At 52.7% G+C, this 15,154-nt stretch carries 13 protein-coding genes; 8 read left to right on the top strand and 5 right to left on the bottom strand.

Annotated features, from left to right (window positions below):
* Positions 1-75: 75 nt before the first annotated feature.
* The gene (locus U6B65_09670; GenBank protein ID WRS26610.1) at positions 76-3,159 is read left to right on the top strand and encodes a tetratricopeptide repeat protein; all 3,084 of its coding nucleotides are present in this window, start codon (positions 76-78) and stop codon (positions 3,157-3,159) included.
* A 188-nt stretch (positions 3,160-3,347) separates the two neighbouring features.
* Here the strand turns inward: U6B65_09670 and U6B65_09665 are convergent, their stop codons facing one another.
* The gene (locus U6B65_09665; GenBank protein WRS26609.1) at positions 3,348-4,193 is read right to left on the bottom strand and encodes a CAP domain-containing protein; all 846 of its coding nucleotides are present in this window, start codon (positions 4,191-4,193) and stop codon (positions 3,348-3,350) included.
* Positions 4,194-4,705: 512 nt separating this feature from the next.
* Here U6B65_09665 and U6B65_09660 point away from each other — a divergent pair.
* Complete coding sequence (locus U6B65_09660) at positions 4,706-5,470, top strand: 4Fe-4S binding protein (GenBank protein WRS26608.1); 765 nt, start codon at positions 4,706-4,708, stop codon at positions 5,468-5,470.
* Positions 5,471-5,554: 84 nt separating this feature from the next.
* Here the strand turns inward: U6B65_09660 and U6B65_09655 are convergent, their stop codons facing one another.
* From U6B65_09655 to gap, 4 genes are all read right to left on the bottom strand, one after another.
* Positions 5,555-6,316, bottom strand: coding sequence for a M23 family metallopeptidase (locus U6B65_09655; GenBank protein ID WRS26607.1), 762 nt, complete (start codon positions 6,314-6,316; stop codon positions 5,555-5,557).
* A 104-nt stretch (positions 6,317-6,420) separates the two neighbouring features.
* Positions 6,421-6,795, bottom strand: a complete 375-nt coding sequence (locus U6B65_09650) for a sulfite exporter TauE/SafE family protein (protein ID WRS26606.1) — start codon at positions 6,793-6,795, stop codon at positions 6,421-6,423.
* Positions 6,792-7,160 carry a sulfite exporter TauE/SafE family protein gene (locus U6B65_09645; protein WRS26605.1) on the bottom strand — a complete coding sequence of 123 codons (369 nt, stop codon included), beginning with the start codon at positions 7,158-7,160 and terminating at the stop codon, positions 6,792-6,794. Before U6B65_09645 ends, U6B65_09650 begins: the two co-directional genes overlap by 4 nt.
* Before the next feature lie 228 nt (positions 7,161-7,388).
* Positions 7,389-8,408, bottom strand: coding sequence for a type I glyceraldehyde-3-phosphate dehydrogenase (gene gap / locus U6B65_09640; GenBank protein WRS26604.1), 1,020 nt, complete (start codon positions 8,406-8,408; stop codon positions 7,389-7,391).
* 486 nt (positions 8,409-8,894) lie between these two features.
* Between gap and U6B65_09635 the strand changes: the two genes are divergently transcribed.
* From U6B65_09635 to rpiB, 6 genes are all read left to right on the top strand, one after another.
* Positions 8,895-10,064 carry a HAMP domain-containing sensor histidine kinase gene (locus U6B65_09635; GenBank protein WRS26603.1) on the top strand — a complete coding sequence of 390 codons (1,170 nt, stop codon included), beginning with the start codon at positions 8,895-8,897 and terminating at the stop codon, positions 10,062-10,064.
* Positions 10,065-10,232: 168 nt separating this feature from the next.
* Positions 10,233-11,846 carry a CTP synthase gene (locus U6B65_09630; protein WRS26602.1) on the top strand — a complete coding sequence of 538 codons (1,614 nt, stop codon included), beginning with the start codon at positions 10,233-10,235 and terminating at the stop codon, positions 11,844-11,846.
* Positions 11,847-11,885: 39 nt separating this feature from the next.
* Entirely contained in the window at positions 11,886-13,553 is a 1,668-nt protein-coding gene (locus tag U6B65_09625; protein ID WRS26601.1) for a formate--tetrahydrofolate ligase, read from the top strand.
* A 37-nt stretch (positions 13,554-13,590) separates the two neighbouring features.
* A complete protein-coding gene (tsaE, locus tag U6B65_09620) occupies positions 13,591-14,019 on the top strand; it encodes a tRNA (adenosine(37)-N6)-threonylcarbamoyltransferase complex ATPase subunit type 1 TsaE (protein ID WRS26600.1) in 429 nt (142 codons plus the stop codon).
* A complete protein-coding gene (gene tsaB, locus U6B65_09615; protein ID WRS28935.1) occupies positions 14,019-14,711 on the top strand; it encodes a tRNA (adenosine(37)-N6)-threonylcarbamoyltransferase complex dimerization subunit type 1 TsaB in 693 nt (230 codons plus the stop codon). The genes tsaE and tsaB overlap by 1 nt, the downstream gene beginning before the upstream one ends.
* On the top strand, positions 14,708-15,151 hold the full coding sequence (rpiB, locus tag U6B65_09610) for a ribose 5-phosphate isomerase B (GenBank protein WRS26599.1): 444 nt from the start codon (positions 14,708-14,710) through the stop codon (positions 15,149-15,151). Before tsaB ends, rpiB begins: the two co-directional genes overlap by 4 nt.
* Positions 15,152-15,154: the final 3 nt, after the last annotated feature.

Genomic DNA, 15,154 nt, shown 5'->3' with positions numbered 1-15,154 from the left:
CCTTACTGGCGGCATTGAGCCGCCTTGCTTGGTGAGCCCTGATTGCAAAATTCCCCAAAAAGGAGGAGATGCTCTTTGGCCCCCAAAACAGCGGAAGAACAGAAGCGCAGCAGGCACAAAACCAGTGCCCGGGCGAAAAAAAGCCACGATAAGGACCAAAAGACCATCCATCCGCCTGACAGTGAGAATTTTTTTGAAGTCAGAAGCTATCTCCAAGATTTGGAGGAAGCCGGGCAGTGGAGGGAACTGTTGGCCGCCATTGAAGAACACCTGAAAATCCTCTACTACAAAGAACGGTTTGTGGAGGATTTTTTTGAGAAGCTTCTCTTGCACCGGCGCTGCTTCACGACCCTGCGCCTTTCAGGGGATTATGAGGAATATCTTGCCCAGCGGCTGCGGGCCGCCAAGGTGCCGGGGGTTTTTGCCGCCATGACCGGGGAGACCGAGCGCCTGATCTGGAACGGCGAGTTTTTCAAAAACCGAGCCCTTGCCAGTGAGAAAAAAGGCCAGCTGCAAGAAGCGCTGGATTACTGCGATTTAATGCTCCGGGTGGGGGGGCAAAGCAGCCAGGCTTATCTGATCAAAGGGCGTGTGCTGGAAAATCTGGAGGAATTCGATGCGGCCGGGGATTCCTATAAAAGAGCCATTGAGCTGGATGACAGCAACTACAGCGCCTATCACCGGCTGGCCATTCGCTTTACCGAGAAAAGCCCCGAAATCGCCATGACCTACATAGACCGGGCACTGGATATTCATCCGGCCAGCGCCGCCATCATCGCCACCAAGGCCCGTATCTATCGGGAAATGCGGGAATACCAAAAAGCAGTGGAGCTTTTTGAGGAGGCAATCCGGGTTTCTTCCGACAATGCCTTTTATATCTACGAAAAGGCGCAGCTTCTGGAAAAAACCGGCCAGCCCGCAGAGGCGGTCAGCCATTATCGCCGGGCTATCCAGCTGGATGCCAAGCTCAGTGGTGCCTATTATGCCTTGGCCGGGCTTTTGGAGCAGAGCCAGCCCGATTGGGCGCTGGTTTATATGAACGAGGCGGTTAAGCTTTGCCCTGAGGATGTGGAAATGCTCTATAGGCGGGCGGCGCTGCTGGAGCTTCTGGGCGAAACCGCTGAGGCGGTGGAGGAATACGCCAAGGTTGTGGCCTTGGAGCCTTCTCACCATCAGGCGCATTTCCAAAGGGGCTTTCTGCTCAGGCAGGAAAACCCGCTGGAGGCATCGGTTAGCTTTGGCAAGGCCGCTGCTCTTGTCCCGGAGGATGGGGTTTACCAGATGCACTACGCCCGGGCATTGATGGAGACCGGGCGAGAGGGAGATGCGGCTAGGGCCTTTGAGCGGGCTGTTCAGCTTGACCCTGTAAACGACGAGGCATGGTATTTCTGGGGGAGCCTTCTGGTTAAAAAGAACCCCCAGCAGGCGCTCGAATGCTTTGAAAAAGCCAGTTCCCTTGATCCGGCTAGAGCTCTTTATATTTTTCAGCGGGGACTGCTTCTGCTGGAATGGAAAAAGGAACCTGAGGCGGCGCTGGAATGCTTTGATACGGCCGCCCAAATGGACCCCAACAGTGCGCAGTTCCGCCTGCATCTGGCCATGAGTCTGGATGCGGCAGGCAGACCCGCCAGTGCGGTGGAAAATTATAAAGAAGCTCTCCGTATGGGAGGCCCCAATGCCGTTGCCTGCTCCAGCCTGGCTCTGCTGCTGTTTCAGAGTGAGCCCACAGCGGCACTGGATTATATCGATACAGCCCTTGAGCTGGAACCGGCCAACAGCGAATATTATTTTCTCAAGGCCAACCTGCTTTTTGCTACCGGAGTTCGAACGGGAGCCATCCGGGCGAAAAAGGCAGTGGAGCAGGAGCATACCCCCATGCTGATGGATGAGGGTGATCCCACCCGTCTGCTGGCTGAAGCCAACCCGGAGGATGTGCTCCGTTATCTGGATAAGGCTGTGCGGCTCTCACCGAAAAACAGCGATTATTACCGGGCTCGGGGCACTATTTTTGCCAGCTTGGGCAGCAATCGCCGGGCGCTGGAGCAATACCGCAAGGCCCTGCGGCTCAATTCCCGCAACCATATGGCTTATTTTGGTACGGCTCAGCTGGTTTCACAAAAATACCGGGATAAAGCCCTGCCTCTTTATGATAGGGCCATTGCGTTGGCTCCCCATGTAGCGGAATACCCGGCCCGCAAGGCGGAGGCTCTGCTGTGTGAACCGCCGGATTTTGAAAAGGCCATGGCGTGCTACGAGGCGGCGCTGGATATTTTGCCTGCCGACCCCAATCTTCTGCTGTATAAAGCCCAGCTGCTGGAAAAGCTGGGAAATCTTCAGGAAGCCATGGAGTTTTACCGCCGGGCGGTTTTGGTCAACGATAAATGTGCGCCTGCCAGCGGGCGGCTGGGTTATCTTATGACCTCCTTTCAGCCGGAAAACGCTTTGGAGCATCTCCAAAAGGCCATCGAGCTGGAGCGGGAAAACATTGATTATTCCCTTTGGGCGGCCCGGGCTATGGACCGGCTGGGAGATAGCGCAGGTGCGCAGGCCTATTATACCCATGTGCTGGAAATTAGAGGGGATACCCCGGAAACACGCTGCGAGATTGCTTCGCTTTTGGCGGAGGTTGCCCCCCAAGCGGCGTTGGAGCATATTGAACGAGCCTTGGTGGAGGATACAAAGAACCCGGAATATCTGCTGAAAAAAGGTGAGATTTTGGGTGCTATGGGCCGCAGCGAGGAGGCTCTTGCTCTTTTTGAAAAGCTGGCCCAGAAATATGGGGCAGACCCCCGACCTATGGTGTCAGCGGCTAAACTGCTTTACAGCTTTGGGGATGCCGCCAGCCTGGGCAAAATGGATAGGGCTGTTTTGGCCGCTCCACGCAGCTCTGATATCCTAGCGATTCGCTCGGAAATGCGTCTTGCACTGGCAGATGACCTTGACGGTGCACTGGCGGATATCGCAGCCGCTGTTCGCCGCAGGCCGAGAAGCTTAGCTTTTCGTGAGCGATATGTCAAGCTGTTGGAGCGTAAAGGCTCCCGTCTGCTCCTGTTTTTTGAGCGGCAGAGAGTCCTTTGGCAGCGCCGCCAGGTCAGGGTGGTTTCCACTCTGCAAGCCTCCTCTTTGCTGAGCAATGCCGGGCGCTTTCCCATTGATTGAAGTGTGGAAACACAAGGTACTGCACTGCCTGTTTAGAGGATAAAGCCTTTCGCCACGAACTGAAAACACGCCCTATCCCTGTTATCCGGGATAAGGCGTGTTTTATACTCACGTGGCGGTTAGCGGCAGATCGCCGCTGTTTAAAACCGCACTGCGGTTTTAAACCTATACAACTATAATGCTGATGATTACACTTCATTGCCGGCGTGGTCAGCCGGAGCGGCTCCGGTGAAAAGCTGAACAGTCATGGAATAGGCCGAACCGTTTTCGATTCCGAGAGAAACCCCTACCCCCACATATTCATAATCGCTGCGAACCATGTTGGCGTAGTGGCCCGGGCTTTCCTTGAATTGATCATAAAGAATCTTGGCTACCTGTGCATCGGTGAAGCGAACCGGGGAAAAGGTATAGCGGCTCAGATTTTCTCCGTGCCACCGACCCTCATAAGGGTACCCGACCTGATCAAAAACCGTAGGGTAGGCGGTTCCATCCGGGCGGGTGTGCCCGAATTCCTGAAATATTTCCGCCGCACGAATAGAGGCCGCTTGCGCAAGCTTTTCATCCGGCTCTAAAATGGCAATGCTGCGGATTGACCGCTCCTCGTTGATCAGGCGGACCATTTCAGCCTCAATTCCCTGAACTGTCAAAGATTGAAGCACTTCCTCACCGGTTAAAGGCTGTTGGGATGGGGGGGCGCTGGTGCGGGGTGTGGAGTTTTCCGCCAGCAAAATCTCTTCACCGGTTCTGGCAACCTCCATTTGCTGCGACTGCGCTTCTGCCTGGGGCAGCGGTTCCCCTACCCGGGAAGACAACACCTCTGCCGAAGATTCCGCCTCCAGAGGAACGGGCTCAGGGAACAGGGAGGAGCCGCTTTCCTCCTGCTCAGGGGGGAGGGCGGAAGCGCTCTCCTCCGGCAGTTCGGAAGCTGGCTCATCCGGTGCAGAAAGCTTCTGCCCGCTCAGGGAATAGCAGCCCCCTGCAGTAAAGCACAGCACCAGACAAAGTACAATAGCTAAAAGTTTACGGATTTTCATATGGATTTCCCTCTGTTAAACAAGGTCGTTTAAAATTATTTCCAACGGTAGGGATTATCGGCCGGGCATAAAGGTAGAGCGTATAGCAATCGAATTATAGTTATTATACCCTTTTATACATAAGCGATTCCTTTTGTAAATTTTTGGAGTATCTTAAAAAAGAGCCTGAATTCCGCACTTCATTCTACAAGATAAGCAAATCTTTGTAAATAGAATTTAGCCGAGAAGCGCAAAAAAACCACCATTTTGGTGATTGTTGCTGTATACTGATCCCTAATTAACCGTTTAAGATGCTGGACATCCAAATTTTCAGGGATTTTGATACGCAATAAAAGGTTGAAGCAAGGAATCTGACAGCAAAAAATAAAGACAGCCGTAATTTTTGTAACATTTGTGACGGAAAGTAAACGCTTTTTGCGCTATACTATGGTCAAAGGCAAATGATGAAAGCCTGATGGATAAAAATTCAACTGTAAAAGGGTAAACAATCATAGATGAGAGGGAGCATGAATATGAAAAGAACCATTATTGAGATAGATCGGGATAAATGCAACGGCTGCGGTCTGTGTGTGGATGCCTGCCACGAAGGGGCCTTGGCCATGGTGGATGGCAAGGCTATGCTGGTTTCCGATAGCTACTGCGATGGGCTGGGCCACTGCCTGCCTCAGTGTCCGGTGGATGCCATTCATTTGATCGAGCGTGAGGCACAGGCTTATGATGAGGAGCTGGTGCAGGAGCGTATGAAAGAGAAAGAAAACAAACAAAAAGCGCCGGGCGGGTGCCCTTCGGTTCAGGCAAAAACCCTGCATATCGGCGGAGGCTGCCCTTCCGCTCAGGTGAAAACAATTTTGCGGGAAGGTTTTCCGGCGAAAATGGCACAGCTCCAGCCCAATCCGGCCACGGCTCAATCGGAGCTGCGCTCTTGGCCCATTCAGATTCAACTTGTGCCCGTTAACGCCCCTTACTTTGATGGCGCACACCTGCTGATTGCCGCAGACTGCACAGCCTTTGCGTATGCAAACATACACGAAGAGTTCATGAAGGGCAAAATTACCCTGATTGGTTGCCCCAAGCTGGATGCGGCCAATTACGCTGAAAAGCTGGGTGCGATTTTAGCGCAGAATGATATTCAGAGTGTCACAGTTCTGCGGATGGAGGTTCCCTGCTGCGGTGGGATAGTGCATGCGGTTCAGGAGGCGCTCAAGCTTTCGGGCAAGACGATTCCGTGGGGATACGCCATCGTTACAACGGATGGAGCCCTTGCACAGAGAGTATAAGCTCTTTGAAAAGACAAAAAGGCCATCCCTCAGTGGTGAGGGATGGCCTTTTTGTTTGAGTTGGGGGGAGTTTAAGGGAAAGTATTATGCCCGGGAAATCACACTCAGAGGGTCACACCAAGCGCTATCCTTTTTCATGGCAAAATGCAGATGGCTTGGGTCGTTGACTTCACAGGGAATACTGTCAATAGAACCGATCACCTGCCGAACCATTACATTATCGCCGGTAGCAACCATGACTTCACGGCCAAGACCTGCGTAAATGGTTTCGTGGCCATCTTTATGAGAAATGGTAACAACCGTTCCCCAAAGGGGATCACTGGCCACGCTTTTGACAGTGCCATCGGCAGCGGACATAACCTGTGTGCCCTTTTCGGCACGAATATCCACTCCGTCATGGGTGCGCCAATCGTTGAGGGATATGTTTTTGACCAGCTCGCCGTTGCTGTAGGGGTTGATAATATCACCCTTTACGGGCAAGGCGTAAACCGTTGCAGGTAGCGAGGGCGATACGGGCGATGCGGCCGGTTGTGCGGAGGGTTTTGCAGGCTCTGAAGAAGCTTCGGGCTGAGAAGAAACCTCCGGTGAGGAAGCAGAAGGTTTTGACGAGGGCTGCTGCTGATTCTCGTCTTTTTTTTCCGCCGGTTGCAGTGGGACGGATTGCTCTAAAAAATAGTCGTTCTCCAGCATTTGTTGATTGTTTTGTTCAATTCCGTTCAGCGTCCGATCCACTGCCAGCCATGTAGCAACACCGGCGCCCATCAGGCAGACCGCCAATGCCACATAAAATCCTTTAGAAGAAATGAACCTGCTGAATTTACCCTTTGAAAAATTCATTTTGCTCATAGTGTCGTTGCACCTCCGATAGTAGTTTGAACCGTTGCAATCCTGTTTATTCCAGTTGCTGCATGATTTTCAAAATTATTCCTGATGGCGAGTTAGGCGGCCGACTATTCCTCCTTTTGCTGGGATTTCCCAAACAGTTCCCGTAGCCCAATCACCAGCAGCAGGCAGGCAAAGGCTTTGGAAAGAAGCTGGGAACCAATTTTCTGCGCCAGCAGGGCACCGCCCCAAACACCAACCAGACCGGTCAGCACAATGGGGAGCACCAGCCGCCAGCGAATCAGGTGGTTTCTGGCGTGAAGGAAAATGGCAACTGCGGCAATGGGGAAAAAGAAAACCAGATTGATGCCTTGGGCGGTGAGCTGATTCACTCCGGCATAAGCGGTGAGATAAATCAGCAAAATGCCGCCTCCGCCCATCCCCAAGGAGCTGAGCACCGCACCGATAAAAGAGACCACAAAAATCCAGATCCAACCGCTCATTTAAGCAGCAGCCTTCCGGCAGAAAAGAGAATGACCACACCAAACGCACGGCGAAGCCAATCGGTTTTCAGGCGGGGCAGCAGCCATGACCCCACCACAGCTCCCAACAGGCCTCCCGGCAGATAAACCAGCGCATTGCCTAGCTCCAGATTGCCTGCCCGCCAGTATAAAAACCCGGAAAGGAGACTGAGCGGCAGAATAATGGCTAAGGATGTTGCGTGGGCCTGCTGGCCCTTTACCCCCAACCCTTTCAGCATAGGTACTGCCACCATTCCGCCGCCTGAACAAAAAAGGCCGTTTAAAAAACCCACTGCCAGCCCCAATGGATAAAACAGCCATTTGCTTCGGCCCATTTGGTTTTTCATGGGCAGCCCTCCTTTTCGGATGTCTCACCGGTTATTAGGTAGTATTGTTGGAAAAAAATGATTTATACCGCCGGTGGAACATTTCTCCGCCTCTTTTTTGGGCTTTTGCCACAAAAGAAAAAAGGCGGCTGTCTTTTCATGAGAGGATGAAAAGACAGCCGCCTGCAAACAAAAAAAGTCCGGTGTCACCCCATTCAGGGAGACACCGGACCCAAAAACGAAAAGAGATTAGTTGTGGTCCACTTTGTTCATGTGCTTGATCAGCTCAAGAACCTTGTTGGAATAGCCCCACTCGTTGTCATACCAGCTAACCAGCTTGACAAAGTTGGAGTTGAGCATGATACCGGCCTTGGCATCGAAGATAGAGGTGCGGGGATCGGTGAGGAAGTCAGAGGAAACCACTTCGTCCTCGGTGTAGCCCAGAATGCCCTTCATGGAGCCTTCGGAAGCTTCCTTGATCTTGGCGCAGATTTCTTCGTAGGTGGTGGCTTTCTCAAGGCGGACAGTCAAGTCAACCACAGAGACATCCAGAGTGGGAACACGGAAAGCCATACCGGTCAGTTTGCCCTTCACTTCGGGAATAACCAGAGCGCAAGCCTTGGCAGCACCGGTGGAAGAAGGGATGATGTTGCCGGCAGCAGCACGTCCGCCTCTCCAATCCTTCTTGGAGGGACCGTCAACGGTCTTCTGGGTAGCAGTGGTGGAGTGAACAGTGGTCATAAGGCCTTCCACAATGCCAAAGTTATCGTTGATGACCTTGGTCAGAGGAGCAAGGCAGTTGGTGGTGCAGGAAGCGTTGGATACAACGGTCATATCCTTGGTGTATTTGTCGTTGTTAACGCCCATAACAAAGGTGGGGGTTTCAGCGCTCTTGGCAGGAGCGGAAATAACAACCTTCTTGGCGCCGCCCTTCAGGTGCAGGCTGGCCTGATCCTGAGCGGTGAAAACACCGGTGGATTCAACAACATATTCAGCGCCGCAAGCGCCCCACGGGATTTCTTCGGGCTTCATGGAGGCATAGTATTCGATCGCCTTGCCATTCACAGTGAATTTGCCATCCTTAACGCAAACGTCACCGTCGAATCTGCCATGGATGGTATCGTATTTGGTCATGTAAACCATATAATCAACATCCACGAAGGGGTCGTTGATACCAACTACCTCAAAAACGTCGGGCTGGGCGACAGCTGCACGAAAAACCAGACGGCCGATGCGTCCAAAACCATTAATACCAATTTTTATTGCCATTGCATGTTCCTCCTACTTTATATTCTGGATTCATTTTATACCAAAACCGGACAAACTACAAGGACTCTGGGGGATATTTACATATTTTTAAGAAATTCTCCAAAGCCGTGCAAGGCGCCGCGGTTGCGTATTTACATTATGTACAAAATTATATATAATATTGTGTTGTAAGAAACGAAGTCGCTTCTGCTATAAAAATTTTCCTTTTATTTTGGCTGAAAAAAGCCATTTTTTATATTTTACCTCATTGGAGCGAGTCTATTAGAATGATATAAAAAAACCAGCGAGTTTATCCATTAGAGCGCTTGGCGTTTTAAATTGGGGCTGTATATCGCATAAGTCGGCAATAGAAGATGCTTTTTTGTGGCATACTATTGCTGTTGCCGCGTTCCTTTTTTCAGAAATGGAAAGGCGGTAAGAGGCCGCCTGCCGATGCTGCTTCTGTGTTGAAAGCGGCGTGGAGAAAAAGAAAAAGGAACCATGTACATGGAATTGGATTTACTACAGAGTGCCAAACAATACACGGAGATGTACCAGCACTTTCCTCTGCCAGTGGTGTTGGTGGATACCCGCTTGGCGGTACGCTGGAACAATCATAAGGCGGATGAATTTTATCCCCACCTAACGCACACCGAAGGGATGGGTCAGGTTTTTGCAGAAATCAACATGGATATTCTGCGTGAAAAACTGAGCCGGGATGGCAACTATACCATCAGCGGTCTTTTTCCTTTGAGCGATGTGCGCCTGAGCTTTTCTCCTGTTTGGCAGGAAAAGGAGCTCAGCGGCATTATCTGCATGGTTCTGGGGGATGAGGTTCTGCCCGATTCCCGGCAGATTTATCTTTCTGGCCAGACAGCCAGTTCGCTTTCCAATGGGATACGGGATTCCATTGATACCATCTTCTCGGTAATGGATATTGCCAGCCTCAAGGCTGAAATGATGGGTGCCGATTGGATAAAAAACAGCTTTAACCGAATCACCTTCAGTTCCTACCGCATTTTGCGCATCAGCAACAATGTTTCGGAATATGCCAAATACCGCAGCGGCCTGATTCATATGGAAAAACGAGTGCTGGATTTCACCAGCTCCTTTCATGTTGTCAGCGAAACATTAAAGGCTTTAGCGGAGGAAGCCGGAGTTCCGGTGAGCATTCACTGGCCGGTGCAGCCGGAGCTGCTTGTGCAAATGGATATGCAGTCTTTCGAGAGAGCGCTTTTTAATGTGGTTCACAACAGCCTGTATTATACCCGGCCCGGCAATCGGGTGGATATTTATGTCAGGCAGCAGGAAAATAAAATACTTATCACCATTCGGGATCGAGGCATCGGTATTCCGGCAGATGTGCTGCCGGATGTGTTTTTACCTTATTACAGCTATAACAAAGGCGGTGTTACCTTCAATTCCGGGATTGGATTGGGGCTGACACTTTCGAAGCTGATTGTGGAAAATCATGGGGGCACTATTTCTATTTCTTCCCGTGAGGAGGAAGGCACTTCGGTGGATATTTCGGTTCCGGTTTCGGAGAATACCTTTGATATGCAGATTCCGCTTCATCAGGAGGATACTACGCTTTCTCAAGCTATGAACCGATTTTCCCCGGTTTATGTGTGTCTTTCGGATGCTGCCCTAAGCCCATACCGGCAAAAAGATGACTAAGCTGTGCAGCCTCGGCAATGGCCGGGGCTGTCTCGTTTTTTTAATGGATAAAATGACGAAAACGCCGCCGTTCGTTTGACTTATACCCTGTTAGGTGGTAAAATTACATGTTAGTGCTTGCGGACAAGCGGTACGTTTAATACAACTATCGGGGGTTAAAAAAAAGCTATGGCAGTCAAGTATATTTTTGTCACAGGAGGAGTGGTTTCCGGCCTTGGTAAGGGCATTACAGCCGCATCTCTGGGGAGGTTGCTCAAGGAACGAGGCTATAAGGTCACCATTCAGAAGTTCGATCCTTACATCAATGTGGATCCGGGAACCATGAGCCCTTATCAGCACGGTGAGGTCTTCGTTACGGACGACGGAGCCGAGACCGATCTGGATCTGGGTCACTACGAGCGGTTTATTGATGAGAATCTTTCCATCAACTCCAACATCACCACCGGCAAAATTTATTGGACTGTACTGAATAAGGAGCGCCGGGGCGACTATCTGGGCGGAACTGTTCAGGTCATTCCCCACATCACCAACGAAATTAAGGAACGCCTTTATCGGGTGGCCTCCAGCAGCGCCGCTGATATTGTCATTACCGAAATCGGCGGCACTGTGGGCGATATCGAAAGCCAGCCCTTTTTGGAGGCAATCCGTCAGGTATTCACCGAGGTGGGCCGTGAGAATGTGATCTGCATTCATGTAACCCTGCTTCCTTTTATTTCCGGCTCCAACGAGCTGAAATCCAAGCCCACCCAGCACTCGGTCAAAGAGCTGCTTTCTCTCGGCATTCAGCCCAACATCATTGTTTGCCGCACCGAGCAGGAAATCCCCGCTGATATGCGGGCCAAGCTGGCTCTTTTCTGCAACACCCGCCCCGAGGATATTATTCAGAACCTGACTCTTCCCATTTTGTATGAGGCGCCCCTCATGCTGGAAAGAGAAGGCCTGGCCGATGCTGTCTGCCATCATCTTCGGCTGGAAAATCCTACCCCCACCCTCAATGAATGGACTGCGATGGTGGAAAGAATGCGTTCCCCCAAAAGAGAAGTGCGGGTGGGCGTTGTGGGCAAATACGTTGCCCTCCCCGATGCTTATATCTCCATCACCGAGAGCCTCAAACACGCCGGGATCAACCACGATGCCCGGGTGCAGGTTATCCTGATGGATTCGGAAGAAATCACCCCCGAGAATGTGGAAGAAACTCTGCGGGATTGTGATGCTATTATTGTGCCCGGCGGCTTCGGCGACCGTGGCATTGAAGGCAAGATCTGCGCTGTTCGCTATGCCCGTGAAAAGCAGGTTCCCTATTTGGGGATCTGCCTTGGCATGCAGATGGCTGTGGCTGAATATGCCCGCCATGTGCTGGGTTATGAAGGCGCTACCTCCACCGAGTTTGATGAAGAGACCCCCTACCCTGTCATTCATATTATGCCGGAACAGCGGGATATTACCGATAAGGGCGGCACCATGCGTTTGGGGCTGTATCCCTGCAAGCTCAAGGAAAACAGCCGTTCCCGTGAGCTTTATGGCAGTGACCTGATCTATGAGCGTCACCGCCACCGCTATGAATTCAACAACCATTACCGGGATATTTTTGAGCAAAACGGCATGAATATTGTGGGCATTTCCCCCGATGAAAAGCTGGTGGAGATTGTGGAAATTCCCGATCACCCCTGGTTTGTCGGTGTTCAGTTCCACCCGGAATTCAAATCCCGGCCCAACCGCCCTCACCCCCTGTTCTCCGGTCTGGTGGGCGCAGCACTCCAGCTGCAGCAATCCGACAAGTAACACTGTTACCCACGCAGTCATAAAAAGGAGGCAGCAGCTATGCGTAGCGATATTGAAATTGCCCAGAGTACATCCCTTTTGCCCATTGAGGAAATTGCGCGGAATGCAGGGGTTTTGCCGGAGGAGCTGGAGCTTTACGGCCGTTATAAGGCCAAGCTTTCCGAGGGGATTTTTGAGCGGCTTTCCGATCGAACCGACGGCAAGCTGATATTGGTTACAGCCATTAACCCTACCCCCGCCGGGGAAGGAAAAACCACCACCACCGTTGGCTTGGGAATGGCCATGAATAAGCTGGGCAAAAAAGCCATTATTGCACTGCGTGAGCCAAGCCTTGGCCCTGTTTTCGGGGTTAAGGGAGGCGCCGCAGGAGGCGGCTATTCACAGGTTGTGCCTATGGAGGATATTAACCTTCACTTTACCGGTGATATGCACGCCATTACTGCCGCCAACAACCTGCTCTGTGCCGTGGTGGATAACCACCTGCATCAAGGGAATGAGCTGGGCATTGACTGCCGGCGCATTTTGTTCCGCCGGTGCATGGATATGAATGACCGTGCGCTGCGTGAAACAGTTGTGGGGCTGGGCGGCAAAATCAACGGGTTCCCCCGTGAGGATAGCTTTCAGATCACAGTAGCCAGCGAGGTTATGGCCATTTTATGTCTTGCCTCGGATTTGGCTGATCTCAAAAAGCGCCTTGGGGATATTCTGGTTGGCTACACCTTGGATAACCGGCCGGTTTATGCGCGGGATTTGGGTGTGGAAGGCTCCATGACCGCCTTGCTCAAGGAGGCTATCAAGCCCAATTTGGTGCAGACGCTGGAAAATACCCCCGCTCTTATGCATGGCGGGCCTTTTGCCAACATTGCCCACGGCTGCAACTCTATTCGGGCAACCCGGCTGGCTCTCAAGCTGGCGGATTATACCGTCACCGAGGCGGGCTTCGGCTCCGATCTGGGTGCTGAGAAGTTTTTGGATATCAAGTGCCGCTGTGGTGGGCTGACCCCTTCCGCTGTGGTGGTGGTTGCCACGGCCCGGGCGCTGAAATACAACGGCGGCGTTCCCGCCAAGGAAACTCCTCAGCCCAATCTGGAGGCTCTCAAAGCCGGCCTGTGCAATTTAGGTGCCCATGTGGAAAACATGCAGAAATATGGCCTGCCCGTTGTGGTTGCCATCAACCAATTTGCCACTGACAGTGTCGAGGAGCTGGAGGCCATCGCCTCTTACTGCAAGGAGCTGGGTGCGGATTTCGCCCTTTCACAGGTGTTTGCCAAGGGCGGCGAGGGCGGCCTTGAGCTGGCTCGTCAAGTCGTAGCTGCCTGCGAAAAGCCCTCTGATTTTCAGCCCATTTATGCCTTGGAGCAGTCGGCTCAGGAGAAAATACATACCCTTGCTACCCGGATTTACGGGGCCGCCGGGGTTGAATACACCACCACCGCCAAAAAGGCGCTGGCCGCCATTGAGGCGCTGGGTAAAGGAAACCTGCCGGTGTGTATGGCCAAAACCCAATACAGCCTTTCGGATAATCCGGCTCTGCTGGGCAGGCCTTCCGGCTTCACTCTCAGTGTGCGGGATGTGCGCCTTTCAGCAGGGGCAGGCTTTCTGGTGGTTTTCACCGGCGAGATTATGACCATGCCCGGCCTGCCCAAAAAGCCCATGGCTCTTTCCATCGATGTGGATGAGAAGGGCAATATTCTGAACCTGTTTTAAAGGATTTTACCGCCTTAGCCTCAAAGGAGAGAAGCCCATGAAGGAATATACCACCTATAGCGAAGCCGAGACCCGGGCTTTGGGAGAAAAGCTGGCCGGCCTTTTGCGCCCCGGCGATGTGGTGGCCTATCGGGGGGGCTTGGGTGCGGGAAAAACGGCCTTTACCCGTGGGCTTGCCAAGGGGTTGGGCCTGCCGGATGAGGTTTCCAGCCCTACCTTTGCGCTGGTGCATGAATACCGGGGCACAGGGCCTACCTTGTATCACTTTGATCTTTACCGGATCACTGGCTTTGAGGATTTGGAATCCACCGGCTATTTCGACTATTTGGAGGCTGGGGGGATTCTGGCAGTGGAATGGAGCGAAAACGCTCTGGAGGCCCTGCCGCCTGAGACCATTACAATTGATATTCAGCGGGTGGATGACACCACCCGGCGCATAACAGTGGAGGGGGATGACCGGTTTTGATGATATTGGCGCTGGATTCCTCCGCCAAAGCCGCTTCCTGTGCCTTGTGGGAGGATGGCGTGCTGCGGGGGGAAACCTTTCTCAACACCGGCCTGACCCACTCCCAGACCCTGATGTCTGCGGTGGAGGCACTGCTGGAGCAAACAAGGATTTCCCTTTCGGCTGTGGACCGGCTGGCTGTTTCGGCGGGGCCCGGTTCCTTTACCGGCCTGCGGATTGGCATTGCCGCTGTCAAGGGGCTTGCTATGGGGCTGGAAAAGCCCTGTGTGGGGGTTTCTACCCTCAAGGGGCTCGCCTTTAATCTGGAAGGCTTTGAGGGCATTGTGGTGCCGGTGATGGATGCGCGCCGCCAGCAAGTGTATACCGCCCTCTTTGAAAGCGGAGGCGGCGGAATGATCCGCCTGTGTGAGGATGCCGCTCTTTCCATAGAGGAGCTGAGCCAACGTCTGGCAGCCTATGCCGACCAATCCATCTGGCTGGTGGGGGATGGAGCCGCACTCTGCTACGGTGAGCTGAGCGGGGAGAACCTTCGTCTGGCGCCGGAGCATCTGCGCCACCAGCGGGCCGCCAGTGTGGCCAGAGCCGCCGTAGAGGAGCCATCTGTTCCGGCGGGAGAGCTTTTGCCTGTTTATTTACGCTTGCCTCAGGCGCAGCGAGAATATCTTGAAAAATTGAAAGGAGAATCTGTATGATTGCCATCGGTTCGGACCACGGGGGCTTTGCCCTCAAAGAGGAAGTCAAGCTTTATCTGGATCAACTGGAGGTACCCTATAAAGATTTCGGAACCCACACCGAAACCTCCTGTGATTATCCGGTTATTGCAGAAGCTGCCTGCCGTTCTATCCAGTCAGGGGAATGCGAAAAGGCACTGCTTTTTTGCGGCACCGGAATCGGTATTTCTATTGCAGCCAACAAAATGAAGGGGATTCGTGCAGCTTGCTGCTCGGATACATTCAGCGCCCGGTTTACCCGCCTTCACAACGACGCCAATGTTCTTTGCATGGGCGGACGAGTGGTGGGAGCCGGGCTTGCTTGTGAGCTGGTGGATGCTTTTCTGAATTCCGAGTATCTGGGCGAGCGCCATGCCCGCCGTGTGGCCATGATCACCGAGCTGGAGAACAAAGAGCTTTAAAAT

This window comes from Oscillospiraceae bacterium MB08-C2-2, from assembly GCA_035621215.1.
Taxonomy (GTDB): Bacteria; Bacillota; Clostridia; order Oscillospirales; family Ruminococcaceae; genus WRAV01.
The sequence above is the reverse complement of the archived record's forward strand: the minus strand, read 5'-3'. Positions and strand labels throughout refer to the sequence as shown.

Coding starts and splice junctions, on each gene's coding strand:
- U6B65_09655 (WRS26607.1), bottom strand. CDS start 6,316: ATGAGCAAAATGAATTTTTCAAAGGGTAAATTCAGCAGGTTCATTTCT.
- tsaE (WRS26600.1), top strand. CDS start 13,591: ATGAAGGAATATACCACCTATAGCGAAGCCGAGACCCGGGCTTTGGGA.
- rpiB (WRS26599.1), top strand. CDS start 14,708: ATGATTGCCATCGGTTCGGACCACGGGGGCTTTGCCCTCAAAGAGGAA.
- U6B65_09630 (WRS26602.1), top strand. CDS start 10,233: ATGGCAGTCAAGTATATTTTTGTCACAGGAGGAGTGGTTTCCGGCCTT.
- U6B65_09625 (WRS26601.1), top strand. CDS start 11,886: ATGCGTAGCGATATTGAAATTGCCCAGAGTACATCCCTTTTGCCCATT.
- U6B65_09660 (WRS26608.1), top strand. CDS start 4,706: ATGAAAAGAACCATTATTGAGATAGATCGGGATAAATGCAACGGCTGC.
- U6B65_09650 (WRS26606.1), bottom strand. CDS start 6,795: ATGAGCGGTTGGATCTGGATTTTTGTGGTCTCTTTTATCGGTGCGGTG.
- U6B65_09665 (WRS26609.1), bottom strand. CDS start 4,193: ATGAAAATCCGTAAACTTTTAGCTATTGTACTTTGTCTGGTGCTGTGC.
- tsaB (WRS28935.1), top strand. CDS start 14,019: ATGATATTGGCGCTGGATTCCTCCGCCAAAGCCGCTTCCTGTGCCTTG.
- U6B65_09645 (WRS26605.1), bottom strand. CDS start 7,160: ATGAAAAACCAAATGGGCCGAAGCAAATGGCTGTTTTATCCATTGGGG.
- U6B65_09635 (WRS26603.1), top strand. CDS start 8,895: ATGGAATTGGATTTACTACAGAGTGCCAAACAATACACGGAGATGTAC.
- gap (WRS26604.1), bottom strand. CDS start 8,408: ATGGCAATAAAAATTGGTATTAATGGTTTTGGACGCATCGGCCGTCTG.